The organism is Acidovorax carolinensis (genome assembly GCF_002157145.1).
GTDB lineage: Bacteria > Pseudomonadota > Gammaproteobacteria > Burkholderiales > Burkholderiaceae_C > Acidovorax > Acidovorax carolinensis.
Map to the genome: position 1 here is coordinate 216,398 of NZ_CP021361.1, position 15,537 is coordinate 231,934.

Sequence of the window (15,537 nt, forward strand, 5' to 3'; positions counted from 1 at the left end):
GCCCCAAGCCAGTGCCACCGTGGAACTGGCTTTGCCAGGCCACCGGTGGCGTCCCCCTGGGGGGATGGCGCGAAGCGCCTCAGGGGGGCATCCATGTCAGTCCTGCTGTTTGGCAAACACATAGCCCACGCCGCGCACCGTGAGGATGCGGCGCGGATTCTTGGCGTCCACTTCGATGGCGGCGCGGATGCGGCCCATGTGCACGTCGATGGAGCGGTCAAACGCTTCCAGCTCGCGGCCGCGCACGGCCTCCATGATCTGGTCGCGCGTGAGCACCCGGCCCGCGCGCTCGGCCAGCGCCACCAGCAGGTCGAACTGGTACGAAGTCAGGTCCGCCAGTTGGCCGCCCACCGTCACGGTGCGGGCGTCGCGGTCGATCTCCAGCGTGCCAAAGCGCAGCGCCTGCGTGGCGGGCGCGGCCCCGCCATCGGTGCGCCGGCGCAGTATGGCGCGGATGCGCGCCAGCAGCTCACGCGGCTCGAAGGGCTTGGGCAGGTAGTCGTCGGCGCCCAGTTCCAGGCCGATGATGCGGTCCATGGGGTCGCCCTTGGCGGTGAGCATGAGCACCGGCACCTGGGCGGCGGGGCCCTGCAGCGCGCGGATGCGCCGGCAGACGTCCAGGCCGTCCATGTCGGGCAGCATCAGGTCGAGGATGACCAGGTCGGGCAAGGGCCCCGCATCAGGGCCCTGCAGTTGCGCCAGGCCGCTCGCGCCATCGGCGCGGTGCGTGACGTGCAGGCCGGACTGGCCGAGGTATTCGCCCACCATCTGTGCAAGGCGGGCGTCGTCTTCAATCATCAACAGGTGCGAGCTCATCGTGGCAGTGTAGTGGGGCAGTGGAGCCGGTTCGGGCAGGGCTCCATCGTGACCCGCAGGCGTCGCGCAGCGTTGAAGCCGCCGTAAAGTTCCGGTAAACCGTACAACCCGGCAGGTGCTCGAATGCTATTGTTTATATAGCTGTTGGCGCTTTAAGGTCGGGCGCTAGCGGGTGTTCTGACCCGTGAGGCCAGCCATACCAGTCCCAGCACCGGCAGCCCCAGCAAGGACGTGGCCGTAAAGAAATGGGCGTAGCCGAAACTGTTGACATAGTCGCCCGAAAAGCCTGCCACAAACTTCGGCAGCAGCAGCATCATCGAGCTGAACAGCGCGTACTGCGTGGCCGAATAACTCACGTTGGTCAGGCTCGACAGATACGCAATGAACGCGGCCGACGCAATGCCGCTGGCCAGGTTGTCGGCCGACACCACGGCGATCAGCGCCGTCACGTCGTGCCCGTGGCCCGCCAGCCAGGCAAACAGCAGATTGCTGGCGGCGCTCAGCACGGCGCCCAGCATCAGCACCCGCATCACGCCCAGGCGCATGGACAGCACGCCGCCCACGAAGGCGCCCACCAGCGTCATGATGACGCCATAGACCTTGGTCACGGCGGCCACCTCGTCCTTGGTGAAGCCCATGTCCACATAAAAGGGGTTGGCCATGATGCCCATCACCACGTCGCTGATGCGATAGACGGCGATCAGCGCCAGGATCAGCACGGCCTGCGCGCCGTAGCGGCGCAGAAAGTCGGCAAACGGATCGACCACGGCACCCTTGAGCCATTCGGCGGCGTTCTTGGCGGGCGGCAGCACCACGGGCACGGGCTCGCGCGAGAAAAGCACCGTGACCACGCCCACGGCCATTGACGCGGCCATGGCCAGATAGGCCGCCTGCCAGGCGCCGTTCTGGTAGGCCGCCGCGCCCTCGGCCACCGCCTGGCCAACCATCTGCGCTGCAGCCGGTGCCACCTCCGAGCGCGCCGCAATCCACAGCACCCCCGCACCGGCCCAGATCATGGCCAGGCGGTAACCGGTCTGGTACGAGGCGGCCAGCGCCGCCTGGTGGTTGGCGTCGGCCGATTCGATGCGAAACGCATCGAGCGCGATGTCCTGCGTGGCCGAGCCAAAGGCCACCGCCAGCGCGCACCACACGATGGGGCCGAGCGTCAGGCGCGGATCGGCCAGCGCCATGCCCACGAGCCCGGCCACGATGAGGGCCTGCGACAGCAGCAGCCAGCTGCGCCGCCGCCCCAGCCAGCGTGTCAGCAGCGGCAGCGGCATGCGGTCCACCAGCGGCGCCCACAGCCATTTGAAGCCATAAGCCAGGCCCACCCAGCTCAGATAGCCGATCGTGCTGCGGTCGATGCCGGCCTCGCGCAGGCGAAAGCTCAGCGTGCCCAGCACCAGCAGCAGCGGCAGGCCGGCGGAGAAGCCCAGCGTCAGCATGCGCAGGCTGGCCGGTTCGAGGTAAACGCGCAGGGTTTGCAGCCAGGAGGTGCGTGGGGGATGCATGTCGCGGGCAGGCGTGGCCGCTGCGGGGGTCGGGATGGGGTCTGGCATGTGCGCGTGGGGATTTTTGTCTATTATTCCCGCATGTGTCTTTTCTGCCCGGCGTTGCCGCCCACTGCTGCCCCCTCGTCACCCTGGATGCCCCGCCGCGCCTTTTTGCTGGCCGCCGGCGCAGGCGCGGGTGTGCTCGTGGCGGCCCCGGCGTTGGCGCAGGTGGATGTGGGCTCGGCCTCCGGCATGCGCAGGCTGGTGCCTGCCGAGACGCTCGAATCTTCTGCCACCCAGCAATACAGCCAGTTGCTGGCCCAGGCGCGCGCCCAGAAAGCGCTGGCGCCGCCCGGCCACCCGCAGCTGCAGCGCCTGCACGCCATTGCGCGGCGGTTGATCCCCTACACCACCCAGTGGAACGACCGGGCACGCCAGTGGCACTGGGAGGTCAACCTGATCGGCAGCAAGCAGATCAATGCCTTTTGCATGCCCGGCGGCAAGATTGCCTTCTACACCGGCATCCTGGAGCAGCTCAAGCTGACCGATGATGAAGTCGCCATGGTGATGGGCCACGAGATGGCCCACGCCCTGCGCGAGCACGCCCGCGAGCGCATTGCCAAAAGCAGGGCCACGGGCCTGGGGCTGTCGCTGGGGCGCAGCTGCTGGGCCTGGGCGATTTGGGCAACATGGCGGCCAACCTGGGCACCCAGTTGCTCACGCTCAAGTTCAGCCGGGGCGATGAGTCCGACGCCGATCTGGTGGGGCTGGAGCTGGCCGCACGCGCGGGCTACAACCCCGAGGCGGCTGTGAGCCTGTGGCGCAAGATGGGCAATGCCACCGGCAGCACGCAAGGGGGGCTGGCGTTTCTGTCTACGCACCCCAGCGGCCCCGACCGCATCCGCGAGCTCGAGAGCAACGTGCCCAAGGTGCAGGGGCTGTATGCCGCCGCACGCCGCGGTGGTTGAAATGTCGCTACGTTATTGATAGCTGCTTGCGCTTATGGAATAAGAGCTGCGGGTGGTTTTTGCTAAATTCGCGTGGCGCTTCCACGCCAGCATCTTCGGGGCAGGCTAACCCAGGCTGACCCGGTTGCGGCCCGCACGCTTGCTGTCATACAGGGCCTTGTCCGCCCGCGCCGTGGCGTCCTGCAGGTCGTGGCTGCCGTGCAACTGTGCCACGCCAAACGACAGGGTGATGGCAATGGGTGTCCCATCGATGGCGAGCGGGTGCGCCTCGATGGCGGCGCGGATGCGCTCGGCTGCAGCGTGGGCGGCTTGCAGCGAACTGTCGGGCAGCAGCGCCAGAAACTCCTCGCCACCCCAGCGCGCCAACACATCGCACTCGCGCAGGTTGGCCGACAGGATTTTCGCCACATGCACCAGAGCCAGGTCTCCGACAGCGTGCCCGCAACGGTCGTTCACCTGCTTGAAATGGTCAACATCGCACAGCATCACCGCGACGGGCGCGCCGGAGCGCTGGCAGCGCGCCAATTCGTTGGACACCAGTGTCTGGAAATGGCCGCGATTGCTCAGACCGGTCAACGGGTCCAGAGTGGCCTGCTTGAGCAGACGGGCTTCGGCCACCAGGATGGTGCGGCGGTAGAGACCGGCCAGCGCCGCGAACATGCCGAAGATCAGGCAGACGTGGATCGCGTTGACGATCTCAACGCGTCGCGGTGGCAATGGCGCCAGGGGCCCCAGGTATTCGCACAGGCTCTTGAGCCCCAGGTAGTAAACCAGCAGGCCCAGCACCATCGGCATTGCGTATCCCTTGGTGTTGGCGATCACGATGGCGGGGATGAACAACAGCAGGTAATAGTGAAACCCGCTCTCCCAGCCGATCATCAGCGAACCCAATGCCGAATGGGCGACGACCTCCACCCAGATCAGCGTCACCCCCAGCATGTTGCGCCGTCGCCGGATGAGCGCATAGGCGCTCAGATACATCGCGATACTGATGACGTTGATGGCCGCCAGCGGCACCGAGCCCAGCAGCAGAAACAGCACGATGTAAGCCGCATCGATGGTCGCAGCCGTCAAAGCAATTCGGCCCACCATCCCCCAATAGGCCTTGCCTGCAATGCTGGAGCCGCGCGAGGCGGCGAGGGGAAGGACGAGGGTGGACGCAGTCATGTTGGGCGATATGGTGTGGCCGGGTGCCGAGGGGCTGAGCGCTACCGGTCATTGGCACATCGCGGTGGCTGAGCGCTTGGCCACTGCATGAGGGTGAGCCGTGGGACCCTGCATTTTGTTACCTAAAACAAAGTAGAGCCTTTGTCCGACAATCGCAGTCAGGTATTGGTGAGGAATCAGGCAGCCTGTCGGGGTAGAACGGCGGCGGCTCAAGTGTTGCCGACATACGGGTTGCTGCGCCGCTCGCGCCCGAAGCTGCTCTCCGGTCCATGACCCGGAATGAACACCGTCTGGTCGCCCATGGGCCACAGGCGCTGCGTGATGCTGTCGATGAGCTGCTGGTGGTTGCCCTGAGGAAAATCGGTGCGGCCAATGCTGCCAGCAAACAGCACGTCGCCCACAAAGGCCCGGTCGATCTGCGGCGCATGGAACACCACATGGCCGGGTGTGTGGCCGGGGCAGTGGCGCACGTTCAGCGTCTCGTTGCCGACCTGCACCTGATCGCCATCGTGCAGCCAGCGTGTGGGCGTGAACAGCTGCGCCGGCGGAAACCCGAACATTGCGCTTTGCTGCGGCAGGCCGTCAATCCAGAACTGGTCGGCCGGGTGCGGGCCGACGATGGGCAGGGACAAGCGCTGTGCCAGTTCGCCCGTGCCACCTGCGTGGTCGATGTGGGCGTGCGTGAGCCAGATCTGTTCCAGCGTGAGGCCCAGGCGCTCAATCTCTGCCAGCAGTGTGTCCAGATCGCCACCCGGATCAATGATGGCGGCATTGCGGGTGGCGTCGCACCAGACGATGGAGCAGTTTTGTTGGAAGGGCGTGACGGGAATGGTGAGGTACTGGAGCATGGAAAAATCGGTTCGAGTGCCGCATCGGCAGGCTTGAACGATAGCGCAAGCGTTCAGCCAGCCAACAGTGCCGGGGCGGCTTCGGCGGCGGCCCCTGGGGGCAAGGTCAGCTGGCCAGTGCGCAATGCCTGCGCCAGCAGATCGGGTGTGGCGCGGATATGGGCTTCAAGAGCCAGGGCTGCACGCGCTTCACGGCCGGCCAGGGCATGCTCGAAGATCTCGGTGTGCTCGGCATGCACGTCGCGCACCGAGCCGGGCAGGCCCATGGCGTAGCGGCGGTAGCGTTCACCGTGGCGCGCCAGCAGGCCGAGCACCTTCTGTGTCCAGGGCGAGTCGTTTCCGCTCAGCAGGGCCTCGTGAAAACGCACGTTGAGGGTTTCCCATTGGCGGCGGTGGGCGGGGTCAATGGGTTGCTCCAGTGCCGAGATGGCTTCATAGCTGTGGCGCAGCGCGGCCCGCCAGTGCGCCCCGCCATTGCGAATGGACAGGCGCAGCGCCTCGATTTCGACGTGCACGCGCAGCCGGGTGATGTCTTCCAGTTCCTCGATGGCGATGGGGGCCACGCGAAAGCCGCGCTGCCCTTCCGTGGTCACCAGTGCATCGCTGGCCAGCCGCGTGATGGCTTCGCGCAGCGTGCCGGCACCCACGTTGTATTGCACCCGCAGGTGCTCGATCGGCAGCTTGCTGCCCGGCTCCAGCCGGCCTTCGATGATGTCATTGCGCAGTTCGGCATAGGTCTGCTCGATCAGTGTGCGCGACAGGGAGATACCCAGACCGTTCAGGTCGCTATCGGTGTTGAGCGCTTGCAGATAGGGGCGTTTGGCCATGGTGTTGCGTGGTGGGGTCAAGTCTGCGCGCGCTCGTTCAGGCGCGAAAGACGGTAGCTCAACTGGGGGCGCGTGAGGCCGAGTGCGCGCGCGGCGGCCGATAGATTGCCGCCGGCGCGTGCCACGGCCTCGCGGATCAGGTGTCTTCGAGGGCTTCCAGCGTCAGCCCGCTGCTTTGCAACTGGTCATAGAGCTGCGTGGCTTGCGCGGTGGGGGCTGCCGCATGCTCCAGCGTGCCCGCGGCGTTGAGGGTGGCGCCTGGCTGTACCGTGATGTGTGGAAACAGCAGGTCGGCGTCCACGCTCTCGTCCGATGGGGTGAGGATGACGCCCCGCTCGATCTTGTTCTCCAGCTCGCGCACATTGCCGGGCCAGGCATGGGCGCGTATCGCCAAAAGGGCGCGGTCGGTGAAGCCGGCCATGCGCTTGCCATGTTGCACCGCGAATTTTTGCAGCAGGTGCATGGCGATCAGCTCGATGTCGTCGGTGCGCTCGCGCAGGGGCGGGATGCGGATGGGATAGATGTTCAGGCGGTACAGCAGATCGCGCCGAAAGCGCCCCTCCGCCACGGCCTTTTCCAGATCGACGTTGGTGGCGGCCACCACCCGCACATCCACCTTGCGCACCTGGGTGCCACCCAGGCGCTCGATTTCGCCGCTTTGCAGCACCCGCAGCAATTTGGCCTGCGCGGGCAGGGGCAGCTCGCCCAGTTCGTCGAGCATCAGGGTGCCGCCGTGCGCGCGCTCGAAGCGCCCGATGCGCGTGGCGGCAGCGCCGGTGTAGGCGCCTTTCTCGGCGCCGAAGAGTTCGCTCTCGATCAGCTCGGCCGGTAGCGCCGCGCAATTCACGGCCACAAACGGTTTGTCAGAGCGCGCGCCCATGGCGTGCAAGGCGCGGGCAAAGCGCTCCTTGCCCACGCCGGTCTCGCCCGTGAGCAGCACCGTCACCTGCGTCTGTGCTGCCTTGCGCAGCAGCGCAACGGTCTGCTCGAATGCGTGCGAGCGACCTACCAGAGGACCCAGCTCATCGGCGGGCTGTAACTGGGTACGCAGGGTCTGCACTTGTGACTGCAGTTCGTCGAGTTTGACCAGCATCGATTCAGCATCGTAGTCGCGCGCCATCGCATCCCCATCGGGCCACTCGTGCGCAAAGCGGCCTTCAATCATGCAGTGGCCGTGTCCGCAAGCCGCGCATTGCACTTCCTTGAAGAGCACGGGGCGGTGAAAGAACGCACTGGTGTAGCCCGAGGCATAGCCGAGCAGCATCCAGCAGACCGGGTCATTCTGTGGGCCGAAGTCGCGGACATGGCTCTCGACCTCCCAGCTGTGGTCCCAGCGGAAAAGCCCATGAAAGTGGCCTGCCGCCTCATCGAGTTCAAAGGTCTGGGGAGTGACCTGCACCGCCCCTTCGAGCATGTGCAGCTGGGGGCCGACCGAGAACATTTCGAACAGCGATGCCTCAGGGCGAACCTGGCGTGCGAGCTGCGCGTCGCGTTCGCCCGAGGCGTAGCCCGCGCGCATCAGCAGGCGGCGCGTCTGTGCGGCCCCCAGCGTGTTCATCAACTCCCGGCGCAAGGCGCTCAGCGCAACCACATGGACCAGCAGCATGCGCTGGCCGGACAGCCAGATGCGACCGTCGCCTGCAGAGAAATGCACCAGCCGGCGCAAATCGGCATCGGGTGGCAGTGGAGGCAGGGCGGCGGACGGCATCTACGCACTATCGATAAAAACAGTGGCGAGCGCCACCGGGTTTGCCCCCGGTTTGGCTGCACTTCACCATTTCATCACTTCGCGGCCAGTGTGTTTCAGCATTTGATCATGCTGCACTGCGGTATCTGCAGGGCGATGCGCTGCTGTCCGGCGGTCAGCGGGTTGTTGTGGGTGGGATGCAAGGGTTTTTGTAAGGATTAACCCTTGCTTTATCGATATTGAGACCTTTTTATCGACAGTTGGCATGGCCCGTGCACCAGTTGACGGCGTAAAGCCAAAACGTGGAGCCCGCAATGAACCCACCGCCACTGGCCGACAACAGCCTGCAATGCGACGTGTCGCGCAAGTTCGTCCGTGTGCTGAAAAGACGGGACAACGGTTTTATCGAGTTCGAGTTTTCGATCGGCTGGCCTGAACTGGCCGTGGAGCTGATGCTGCCGCAGGCCGCCTTCGAGGCGTTCTGCCAAGCGCACCGGGTGCAGCCCGTCAGCAATCCGATCGACGACCGCGCTACCACCATCCTTTGAGGAAACACCCCCATGAACATTGATCTGCAGGCGCGCGAAATCCAGCCTTTGCGCAGCACCTTCGCCCGCGTGGCTGCCTACACGGGCGACAAGCCCGCGTCGCGGTACCACGAAGCCACGCTGGGCATGCAGCCCGCCGCGAACTTCCATTACCGCCCGACCTGGGAGCCCGAGTTTGAACTGTTCGATGCCACGCGCACCGCGGTCAAGCTGGCCGACTGGGATGCGCTGCGCGATCCCCGCCAGTTCTACTACGCCAACTGGACCATGGCGCGTGCGCGCCAGCAAGAGGCGATGGAAGCCAATTACCAGTTTGTCGAGTCGCGCGGCCTGATCGACAAGATTCCCGACGCGCAGCGCGCCGCAGCCTGCGAGGTGCTCATGCCGCTGCGCCACGCGGCCTGGGGCGCCAACATGAACAATTGCACGATCTGTTCACGCGGTTATGGCACGGCGTTCACTGCACCGGCCATGTTCCATGCCATGGACCATCTGGCGGTTGCGCAGTACCTCACGCGCCTGGGGCTGGCACTGGGCGAGCCCGGCGCGCTCGACGCGGGCAAGAACGACTGGCTGCACGACCCGCGCTGGCAGGGGCTGCGCAGGCTGGTCGAGGACACGCTGGTCGTCAATGACCCGTTCGAGCTGTTCGTGGCGCAGAACCTGGCGCTCGACGGTCTGCTGTACCCACTGATCTACACGCATTTCGTGGACGACCACCTTGCGGTGCAGGGCGGTACGGCGGTGGCCATGCTCACGGCCTTCATGCCCGAATGGCATGACGAGAGCGCACGCTGGGTGGACGCGGTCATCAAAGTGGCCGCTGCCGCATCGGACGACAACCGGGCGCAGATCACCGGCTGGTTCAAGAGCTATGCCGATCGGGCGCAGGCCGCGCTCGTGCAGGTGGCGGACCTGGCACTGGGAGCGCAAGGCAGCGCGGCGCTGATTGCAGTGCGCACGGCGCTAGATGCGCGGGCCCGCAAGTGCGGCCTGGCTGTCTGAAGGAGGTCATCACCATGAACACCCCCAACGCCTCCGTCATCTCCAGCGTCTTCATTGCCTTTCAGGACAACGAAGAGTCCCGCCCCGTTGTGGACGCCATCCTGGCCGACAACGCCGAAGCCGTAGCCACCTATCCGCAGGGGCTCGTGAAGATCAACGCGCCCGGTCGGCTTGTCATTCGGCGCGAAACCATCGAGGAGCAGACCGGGCAGCGCTTCAACCTGCAGCAGCTGCACGTCAACCTCGTCACGCTTTCCGGCTACATCGACGAAGACGACGACGAGTTTTCACTGAGCTGGGAACACTGAGCCAGTAGTTCTTTGCACCAAACAACCAGGAGATAACACCATGGACGCACCTGCTATCAAGAAGAAATTGGGCCTCAAGGACCGCTACGCCGCCATGACGCGCGGCCTGGCCTGGGATACGACCTACCAGCCCATGGACAAGGTCTTTCCGTTCGACAAGTACGAAGGCATCAAGATCCACGACTGGGATAAATGGGAAGACCCGTTTCGCCTGACCATGGACGCCTACTGGAAATACCAGGGCGAGAAGGAAAAGAAGCTCTATGCCGTGATCGAGGCCTTTGCGCAGAACAATGGCCAGCTGGGTATTTCGGATGCGCGCTATGTGAATGCGCTCAAGATCTTCTTCCAGGCCGTGACCCCGCTGGAGTACCACTCGCACCGCGGCTTTGCCCATGTGGGCCGCCACTTCACCGGTGCCGGTGCCCGCGTTGCCGCGCAGATGCAGTCCATTGACGAGCTGCGCCACTGCCAGACCGAAACCCACGCCCTGTCGCACTACAACAAGTATTTCAATGGCCTGCACCAGGCACCCCACATGTTTGACCGTGTGTGGTACCTGTCCGTGCCCAAGTCGTTTTTTGAAGACGCCTCCACCGCAGGGCCGTTCGAGTTCCTCACCGCCGTGAGCTTCTCGTTCGAGTACGTGCTGACCAACCTGCTGTTCGTGCCCTTCATGTCCGGCGCCGCCCACAACGGCGACATGAGCACCGTGACGTTTGGCTTCTCGGCCCAGTCCGACGAATCGCGTCACATGACCCTGGGCATCGAGTGCATCAGGTTCATGCTCGAGCAGGACCCGGCCAACGTGCCGATCGTGCAGAAGTGGATCGACAAGTGGTTCTGGCGCGGCTACCGCCTGCTCACCATTGTCGGGATGATGCAGGACTACATGCTGCCCAAGCGCGTGATGAGCTGGAAGGAAGCGTGGGAGATGTACGCCGAGGAAAACGGCGGCGCCCTGTTCCGCGATCTGGCCCGCTATGGCATCCGCGAACCCAAGGGCTGGAAGGAAGCCTGCGCCGGCAAGGACCACATCACGCACCAGGCCTGGAGCGGCTTCTACAACTACGCGGCCGTCGCCCCGTTCCACACCTGGATTCCCAAGGAAGACGAGTTGAACTGGTTGTCCGAGAAGTACCCCGACACCTTCGACAAGTACTACCGGCCGCGCTTCGAGCATTTCCACGCGCAGCAGCAACAGGGCAAGCGTTTTTACAACAAGACGCTGCCCATGCTGTGCACCATCTGCCAGGTCCCCATGTTCTTTACCGAGCCCGGCGATCCGACCAAGATCTGCTACCGCGAGTCCGACTACCACGGCGACAAGTACCACTTCTGCAGCGACGGTTGCAAAGAGATTTTTGACGACGAGCCCGAGAAATATTCGCAAGCCTGGCTGCCCGTGCACCAGATTTACCAGGGCAACTGCTTCCCCGAGGGCACCGACCCCACGGTGGAGGGCTTTGACCCGCTGGCTGCCGTGATGGACTACTACGACCTGAAGGTGGGCCGGGACAACTTCGACTTTGAAGGTTCGGAAGACCAGAAGAACTTTGCCGCCTGGCGTGGTGAAGCAGCCCAAGGAGACAAGGCATGAGCGTCGTTGCCCTCAAACCCTACGACTTTCCCGCCCGCGATCGGCGGGAGAACTTTCCCGCACCGCTGCTCTACATCGGCTGGGAAGACCACCTGATGTTTGCCTCACCGGTCTGCCTGCCGCTGCCGCCGGACACCCCGTTCGGCGCGCTGGCCCAGGGCGTGCTGCCCGGTGTGTACGGCGAACACCCCGACTTTGCCAAGATCGACTGGGCCCAGGTCGAGTGGTTCAAGTCCGGTCAGCCCTGGACGCCTGATCCGGCCCAGTCGCTGCAGGCCAACGGCCTTCAGCACAAGGACGCGATCCGCTTTCGCACCCCGGGCCTGACCGGCATCCAGGGTTCGTTCAGCTAAGCCCCATTCGGTGAGGGATGCCCGGGGCCTGTGCCCCGGGCCCCGCGTCCATGCCATGACCTACCAACTGACCATTGAGCCCTTGGGCGCAACCATCGACGTCGAAGAGGGCCAGACCCTGCTCGACGCCGCGCTGCGCCAGGGCATCTACATTCCCCACGCCTGTGGCCACGGCCTGTGCGGAACCTGCAAGGTGCAGGTTTCCGACGGCGAGGTGGACCACGGCGCCGCCAACCCTTTTGCCCTGCTGGAGATGGAGCGCGACGACGGCAAGACCCTCGCCTGCTGCGCCACGCTGCAGTCGGACGCCACCATTGAGGCCGATATCGACGACGAGCCCGATGCACAGATCATCCCCATGCGCGACTTTGAAGCCACGGTGGCGCGCATCGAGCAGCTCACGCCAACCATCAAGGCGCTGCATTTGCGTCTGAACCAGCCCATCCGCTACCAGGCGGGGCAGTATGTGCAGGTGCAGATTCCAGGCGTGGAAGGGGGCCGTGCGTTTTCGATCGCGAATGCCCCTGGCGCAGACGGCCAGAGCAGCGAGATCGAGTTGAACGTGCGCCAGGTACCTGGCGGCGCTGGCACCACCTGGCTGCACGAGTCGCTCCACGAGGGTGCGCGCTTGCAGCTGAGCGGTCCGTACGGGCGCTTTTTTGTGCGCCGCTCGGCCGCCATGCCGATGGTGTTCATGGCCGGCGGTTCGGGACTGTCGAGTCCGCGCGCCATGATTCTGGAGTTGCTGGCCAGTGGCTGCACGCAGCCCATCACGCTGGTGTACGGCCAGCGCAACGCGCAGGAGCTGTACTACGACGCCGAATTTCGTGCCCTGGCCGCGCGCCACCCGCATTTCACCTACGTGCCATCGCTGTCGGAAGCAGCGGACAGCGATGGGTGGGACGGCGCGCGGGGTTTCGTGCACGAAGCGGCCAAGGCGCATTTTGGCGGCAGTTTTGCTGGCCACAAGGCCTATCTGTGCGGGCCGCCGCCCATGATCGAAGCGTGCATCGGCACGCTGATGCAGGGGCGCCTGTTCGAGCGCGACATCTACACCGAGAAATTCCTCTCGGCCGCCGATGCGCAGCAGGCGCGCAGCCCCTTGTTCCGGACCATCTAGGAGTTGCCATGGGTGCCACCACCTGCCAGCAAGTGCGTGTCAGCGTGTCGCAGACCGGCGACTGTTTTGACTGCGCCACCAACGAAAGTCTGCTCGCCGGCATGTTGCGGCTGGGCCGCAAGGGCATTCCAGCCGGGTGCGTCAATGGTGGCTGCGGGGTCTGCAAGGTGCGCATTGTGGAGGGTGCGGTGCAGTCGCTCGGACCCGTCAGCCGTGCGCATGTCAGCACCGAAGAAGAAGCGCAAGGCTACACGCTGGCCTGCCGCGTGGCGCCCACCCAGGCGGTGTGCCTGGAAGTGGCCGCCCGATTGCGCAAACCGTTTCTGGGCAGTGCCGCCTCGGTGGCGCAACGTCCAGCCAATTGAGTCATTGAAGATTTATCAACCAAGAGGAGACATGAAATGGGTGTACTGAGAATCGGCCACGCGAGCCTGCGGGTCATGGATATCGCTGCTGCCGTCAAGCACTACGAAGAGGTCCTGGGCCTCAAGACGGTCATGAAGGACAGTGCGGGCAACGTCTACCTGAAGTGCTGGGACGAGTGGGACAAATACTCCATCATCCTGACGCCCAGCGACCGCGCGGGCCTGAACCACGTGGCCTACAAGGTGGAGAAAGACGAGGATCTGGAGGCGCTGCAGGCCCGCATCGAGGCCTGGGGCATCAAGACGACGCTGCTGCCTGAAGGCACGCTGCCCTCCACCGGCCGCATGCTGCAGTTCAACCTGCCCAGCGGCCACGAAATGCGCCTGTATGCCATGAAGGAATACGTGGGCACCGAAGTGGGAACCGTCAACCCCGATCCGTGGCCGGACGGCATCCGGGGCGCGGGCGCGCACTGGCTCGACCACCTGCTGCTGATGTGCGAGATGAACCCCCCGGCCGGCATCAACACCGTGCAGGACAACACGCGCTTCATGAAGGAATGCCTCGACTTTTTCCTGACCGAGCAGGTGCTGGTGGGCCCGCAGGGCGACATGCAGGCCGCCACCTGGATGGCGCGCACGACCACGCCGCACGACATCGCCTTTGTGGGCGGCCCCGTCAGCGGCCTGCACCACGTCGCGTTCTTCCTGGATTCGTGGCACGACGTGCTCAAGGCCGCCGACGTCATGGCCAAGAAGAAGGTCAAGATCGACGTGGCGCCTACGCGCCACGGCATCACGCGCGGCGAGACCATCTACTTCTTCGACCCCAGCGGCAACCGCAACGAAACCTTTGCCGGACTGGGCTACCTGGCGCAGCCCGACCGCCCAGTGACCACCTGGAGCGAGGACAAGCTGGGCAGCGGGATCTTCTTCCATACGGGTGAACTGGTGGCCTCGTTCACGGATGTCTACACCTGACCCGAAAGCCCCGCTCGCGTCTCTTCCCTTCTTGCTTTGTTGCACGAGAAAACCCATGAAAAAAACATTTGCAGCCACCGCAGTGCTGGCCGGGTTGGCCAGCCTTTCGCCTCTTGTGGCACAGGCCGAAGGCCATTACGTTCCGGGCGTGGAAGGCATTCAGGCCGCCAGCGTGCCGCCACCCGGGTTTTATTACCTGGGTTATGCCGTGAACTACAACGCCAACAGCTTTCGCGCGCCGGGCTCCAGCACCGACTTGCCGGGGCATAACAGCGCAACTGTCTCCGCACTGACCAACCGCTTTGTGTGGATGACCGGCCACAAGGTCTTGGGCGCCGACTACGGTGTGGAGGCCATCGTGCCCCTGGTGCGTACCTCGCTCACCATCAATGCCGCCGGCATTGCCGACAGCCGCACGGGCGTGGGCGATGTGTACGTCGGCCCCCTGGTGCTTGGCTGGCACGGCGCGCAGTGGGACGCTGTGGCCGCTGCCGGGATGTGGCTGGACACGGGCAGCACCGACCATCCGGCATCGGCGGGCAAGGGCTTCAAAAGCACCATGCTGACGGCCGGCATGACCTATTACTTTGATGCGGCCAAAACCATTTCTGGCTCGGCCCTGATGCGTTTCGAGCGCCACGGCAAGACCGACAGCGGCTTTCGCCATGGCAATCAGGCGACGGTGGAGTGGGGACTGGCCAAGGTGTTTGGCACGATGCAGGCGGGGGTGGTGGGCTACAGCCAATGGCAGACCAGCAACGACAGCGGTGCGGGCGCCAGCGCCGACAAATCCTCGCGGCACGCCTTGGGGGCCGAACTGGTGTACCCGATCGCTTCTGCCGGGGTGTTCCTCAAGGGCGCGGTCTACAAGGAGTTTCGCGCCGAAGCCGGCACCGGCCCGCAGCCCAAGGGGAGCCTTGTGCGGCTGACGATGGTCAAGGCCTTTTGAAAGCCATGTCCATGCCAGATCCCAGCGTTGGATCCGGTGTTGTCTCTCTCAGCCGGGAGCAGCGCGTGATCGATGCCCCTGCGGCCCTGCGCGCCGCGGCGGCAGCCGTGCAGGCCGCCACCGTCCTGAGCGTGCAGGTCAACGTAGCGGTGGTCGATGCCGCCGGCGTGCTGGCGGCGTTCGTGCGCATGCCCGGCGCGCCTTTGCATTCGGTCGATATCGCCATGGACAAGGCCTACACCGCCACGAGCTTTGGTCTTGCGACCTCCCAGTGGCATGCGGTCCTGGGCCAGCACTCGCCCGCGGTGCGGGAGGGGCTGGTATTGCGCCCGCGCTTTGTCGCCTTTGGTGGCGGGCTGCCCATCGTGGAGGGCGGCATGCGCATCGGAGCCATCGGCGTCTCGGGTGGCAGCGAAGCGCAGGACGAAGCCATCGCACTCGCGGGTTTGCAGGCGCTGGGGCTTGCGCCTGCCGGGGCCTGATGGGAAGACCATGGCCCACC

The 15,537-nt window shown here is 65.1% G+C and carries 16 protein-coding genes and 2 pseudogenes; 11 read left to right on the forward strand and 7 right to left on the reverse strand.

Annotated features, from left to right (window positions below):
• Positions 1-96 precede the first annotated feature (96 nt).
• A complete protein-coding gene (locus CBP34_RS01010; RefSeq protein WP_094097043.1) occupies positions 97-816 on the reverse strand; it encodes a response regulator transcription factor in 720 nt (239 codons plus the stop codon).
• Between the two features lie 152 nt (positions 817-968).
• Complete coding sequence (locus tag CBP34_RS01015; RefSeq protein ID WP_418134699.1) at positions 969-2,375, reverse strand: AmpG family muropeptide MFS transporter; 1,407 nt, start codon at positions 2,373-2,375, stop codon at positions 969-971.
• Between the two features lie 33 nt (positions 2,376-2,408).
• Between CBP34_RS01015 and CBP34_RS01020 the strand changes: the two are divergent.
• Positions 2,409-3,277 (forward strand): annotated as a pseudogene (locus CBP34_RS01020) (M48 family metallopeptidase).
• A 105-nt stretch (positions 3,278-3,382) separates the two neighbouring features.
• Here the strand turns inward: CBP34_RS01020 and CBP34_RS01025 are convergent.
• From CBP34_RS01025 to CBP34_RS19300, 5 genes and pseudogenes are all read right to left on the reverse strand, one after another.
• Complete coding sequence (locus CBP34_RS01025; protein ID WP_094097045.1) at positions 3,383-4,444, reverse strand: GGDEF domain-containing protein; 1,062 nt, start codon at positions 4,442-4,444, stop codon at positions 3,383-3,385.
• 209 nt (positions 4,445-4,653) lie between these two features.
• The gene (locus CBP34_RS01030) at positions 4,654-5,292 is read right to left on the reverse strand and encodes an MBL fold metallo-hydrolase (protein ID WP_094097046.1); all 639 of its coding nucleotides are present in this window, start codon (positions 5,290-5,292) and stop codon (positions 4,654-4,656) included.
• 53 nt (positions 5,293-5,345) lie between these two features.
• On the reverse strand, positions 5,346-6,119 hold the full coding sequence (locus CBP34_RS01035; protein WP_094097047.1) for a GntR family transcriptional regulator: 774 nt from the start codon (positions 6,117-6,119) through the stop codon (positions 5,346-5,348).
• Between the two features lie 17 nt (positions 6,120-6,136).
• Positions 6,137-7,827: pseudogene (locus tag CBP34_RS01040) on the reverse strand (sigma 54-interacting transcriptional regulator).
• A gap of 63 nt (positions 7,828-7,890) precedes the next feature.
• On the reverse strand, positions 7,891-8,073 hold the full coding sequence (locus tag CBP34_RS19300; RefSeq protein WP_157896411.1) for a hypothetical protein: 183 nt from the start codon (positions 8,071-8,073) through the stop codon (positions 7,891-7,893).
• A 47-nt stretch (positions 8,074-8,120) separates the two neighbouring features.
• On the opposite strand from CBP34_RS19300, the gene CBP34_RS01045 reads away from it, so the two are divergent.
• Genes CBP34_RS01045 through CBP34_RS01090 form a run of 10 tightly spaced genes read left to right on the forward strand, consistent with a single transcriptional unit; the run spans position 8,121 to position 15,517 of the window.
• Positions 8,121-8,354: a phenol hydroxylase subunit gene (locus CBP34_RS01045; protein WP_094097048.1), complete on the forward strand. Its 234-nt coding sequence runs from the start codon at positions 8,121-8,123 to the stop codon at positions 8,352-8,354.
• A 12-nt stretch (positions 8,355-8,366) separates the two neighbouring features.
• The gene (locus CBP34_RS01050) at positions 8,367-9,359 is read left to right on the forward strand and encodes a ferritin family protein (RefSeq protein WP_094097049.1); all 993 of its coding nucleotides are present in this window, start codon (positions 8,367-8,369) and stop codon (positions 9,357-9,359) included.
• A 38-nt stretch (positions 9,360-9,397) separates the two neighbouring features.
• Complete coding sequence (locus CBP34_RS01055; protein WP_094099000.1) at positions 9,398-9,667, forward strand: MmoB/DmpM family protein; 270 nt, start codon at positions 9,398-9,400, stop codon at positions 9,665-9,667.
• Positions 9,668-9,707: 40 nt separating this feature from the next.
• The gene (locus CBP34_RS01060; RefSeq protein ID WP_094097050.1) at positions 9,708-11,267 is read left to right on the forward strand and encodes an aromatic/alkene/methane monooxygenase hydroxylase/oxygenase subunit alpha; all 1,560 of its coding nucleotides are present in this window, start codon (positions 9,708-9,710) and stop codon (positions 11,265-11,267) included.
• Positions 11,264-11,620, forward strand: coding sequence for a phenol hydroxylase subunit P4 (locus tag CBP34_RS01065; protein ID WP_094097051.1), 357 nt, complete (start codon positions 11,264-11,266; stop codon positions 11,618-11,620). Before CBP34_RS01060 ends, CBP34_RS01065 begins: the two co-directional genes overlap by 4 nt.
• Positions 11,621-11,675: 55 nt before the next feature.
• Entirely contained in the window at positions 11,676-12,740 is a 1,065-nt protein-coding gene (locus CBP34_RS01070; protein ID WP_094097052.1) for an NADH:ubiquinone reductase (Na(+)-transporting) subunit F, read from the forward strand.
• An 8-nt stretch (positions 12,741-12,748) separates the two neighbouring features.
• Entirely contained in the window at positions 12,749-13,105 is a 357-nt protein-coding gene (locus CBP34_RS01075; protein WP_094097053.1) for a 2Fe-2S iron-sulfur cluster-binding protein, read from the forward strand.
• Positions 13,106-13,141: 36 nt separating this feature from the next.
• Complete coding sequence (locus CBP34_RS01080; protein WP_094097054.1) at positions 13,142-14,086, forward strand: catechol 2,3-dioxygenase; 945 nt, start codon at positions 13,142-13,144, stop codon at positions 14,084-14,086.
• 55 nt (positions 14,087-14,141) lie between these two features.
• The gene (locus CBP34_RS01085; RefSeq protein ID WP_094097055.1) at positions 14,142-15,035 is read left to right on the forward strand and encodes a SphA family protein; all 894 of its coding nucleotides are present in this window, start codon (positions 14,142-14,144) and stop codon (positions 15,033-15,035) included.
• An 11-nt stretch (positions 15,036-15,046) separates the two neighbouring features.
• Entirely contained in the window at positions 15,047-15,517 is a 471-nt protein-coding gene (locus CBP34_RS01090) for a GlcG/HbpS family heme-binding protein (RefSeq protein WP_094099001.1), read from the forward strand.
• The last annotated feature ends 20 nt before the right edge of the window (positions 15,518-15,537 follow it).

What these genes read in the sequence shown, in the direction of transcription:
- CBP34_RS01010 (WP_094097043.1), bottom strand. Translation starts at nt 816, where the DNA reads ATGAGCTCGCACCTGTTGATGATTGAAGACGACGCCCGCCTTGCACAG.
- CBP34_RS01015 (WP_418134699.1), bottom strand. Translation starts at nt 2,375, where the DNA reads ATGCCAGACCCCATCCCGACCCCCGCAGCGGCCACGCCTGCCCGCGAC.
- CBP34_RS01025 (WP_094097045.1), bottom strand. Translation starts at nt 4,444, where the DNA reads ATGACTGCGTCCACCCTCGTCCTTCCCCTCGCCGCCTCGCGCGGCTCC.
- CBP34_RS01030 (WP_094097046.1), bottom strand. Translation starts at nt 5,292, where the DNA reads ATGCTCCAGTACCTCACCATTCCCGTCACGCCCTTCCAACAAAACTGC.
- CBP34_RS01035 (WP_094097047.1), bottom strand. Translation starts at nt 6,119, where the DNA reads ATGGCCAAACGCCCCTATCTGCAAGCGCTCAACACCGATAGCGACCTG.
- CBP34_RS19300 (WP_157896411.1), bottom strand. Translation starts at nt 8,073, where the DNA reads ATGCCAACTGTCGATAAAAAGGTCTCAATATCGATAAAGCAAGGGTTA.
- CBP34_RS01045 (WP_094097048.1), top strand. Translation starts at nt 8,121, where the DNA reads ATGAACCCACCGCCACTGGCCGACAACAGCCTGCAATGCGACGTGTCG.
- CBP34_RS01050 (WP_094097049.1), top strand. Translation starts at nt 8,367, where the DNA reads ATGAACATTGATCTGCAGGCGCGCGAAATCCAGCCTTTGCGCAGCACC.
- CBP34_RS01060 (WP_094097050.1), top strand. Translation starts at nt 9,708, where the DNA reads ATGGACGCACCTGCTATCAAGAAGAAATTGGGCCTCAAGGACCGCTAC.
- CBP34_RS01065 (WP_094097051.1), top strand. Translation starts at nt 11,264, where the DNA reads ATGAGCGTCGTTGCCCTCAAACCCTACGACTTTCCCGCCCGCGATCGG.
- CBP34_RS01070 (WP_094097052.1), top strand. Translation starts at nt 11,676, where the DNA reads ATGACCTACCAACTGACCATTGAGCCCTTGGGCGCAACCATCGACGTC.
- CBP34_RS01075 (WP_094097053.1), top strand. Translation starts at nt 12,749, where the DNA reads ATGGGTGCCACCACCTGCCAGCAAGTGCGTGTCAGCGTGTCGCAGACC.
- CBP34_RS01080 (WP_094097054.1), top strand. Translation starts at nt 13,142, where the DNA reads ATGGGTGTACTGAGAATCGGCCACGCGAGCCTGCGGGTCATGGATATC.
- CBP34_RS01085 (WP_094097055.1), top strand. Translation starts at nt 14,142, where the DNA reads ATGAAAAAAACATTTGCAGCCACCGCAGTGCTGGCCGGGTTGGCCAGC.
- CBP34_RS01090 (WP_094099001.1), top strand. Translation starts at nt 15,047, where the DNA reads ATGCCAGATCCCAGCGTTGGATCCGGTGTTGTCTCTCTCAGCCGGGAG.